This is a genomic window from Streptomyces sp. GESEQ-35 (genome assembly GCF_017948485.1).
GTDB lineage: Bacteria > Actinomycetota > Actinomycetes > Streptomycetales > Streptomycetaceae > Streptomyces.
Map to the genome: position 1 here is coordinate 1 of NZ_JAFFSX010000087.1, position 949 is coordinate 949.

General features: G+C 64.0%; 1 protein-coding gene. It reads left to right on the plus strand.

Translation table 11 applies throughout. From position 1 onward, the window contains the following. Positions 1-949: cbb3-type cytochrome c oxidase subunit I (locus tag KCH87_RS48450; RefSeq protein ID WP_210594462.1), on the plus strand; the 949-nt coding region annotated here is incomplete at both ends.

A 949-nucleotide genomic window follows, 5' to 3' on the forward strand; every position in this document is an offset into this window, starting at 1 on the left:
AGTGGCTGACGACCACTGACCACAAGACGATCGGAACGCTGTACCTCGTCACGTCGTTCGCGTTCTTCTGCATCGGTGGCGTGATGGCGCTGTTCATGCGCGCCGAGCTGGCCCGTCCGGGCCTTCAGATCATGTCGAACGAGCAGTTCAACCAGGCGTTCACGATGCACGGCACGATCATGCTGCTGATGTTCGCGACGCCGCTGTTCGCCGGCTTCACGAACTGGATCATGCCGCTTCAGATCGGCGCGCCCGACGTGGCGTTCCCGCGGCTGAACATGTTCGCCTACTGGCTGTACCTGTTCGGCTCGACGATCGCGGTGGGCGGCTTCCTCACCCCCTCCGGCGCGGCCGACTTCGGCTGGTTCGCCTACTCCCCGCTGTCGGACGCGGTCCGCTCGCCGGGCATCGGCGCCGACCTGTGGATCATGGGCCTGGCCTTCTCCGGCTTCGGCACCATCCTCGGCGCGGTCAACTTCATCACCACCATCATCTGCATGCGCGCCCCGGGCATGACGATGTTCCGCATGCCGATCTTCGTGTGGAACGTGCTGCTGACCGGTGTCCTGGTGCTGCTGGCCTTCCCGGTCCTCGCGGCCGCGCTGTTCGCCCTGGAGGCTGACCGAAAATTCGGGGCGCATGTCTTCGACTCCGCCAATGGCGGCGCCCTGCTGTGGCAACACCTCTTCTGGTTCTTCGGCCATCCAGAGGTGTACATCATCGCGCTGCCGTTCTTCGGCATCATTTCCGAGGTCATCCCGGTCTTCTCCCGCAAGCCGATGTTCGGCTACATGGGCCTGATCGGCGCGACCATCGCGATCGCGGGTCTGTCCGTGACGGTGTGGGCCCACCACATGTACGTCACCGGCGGAGTGCTGCTCCCGTTCTTCTCCTTCATGACGTTCCTCATCGCCGTACCGACAGGCGTGAAGTTCTTCAACTGGATCGG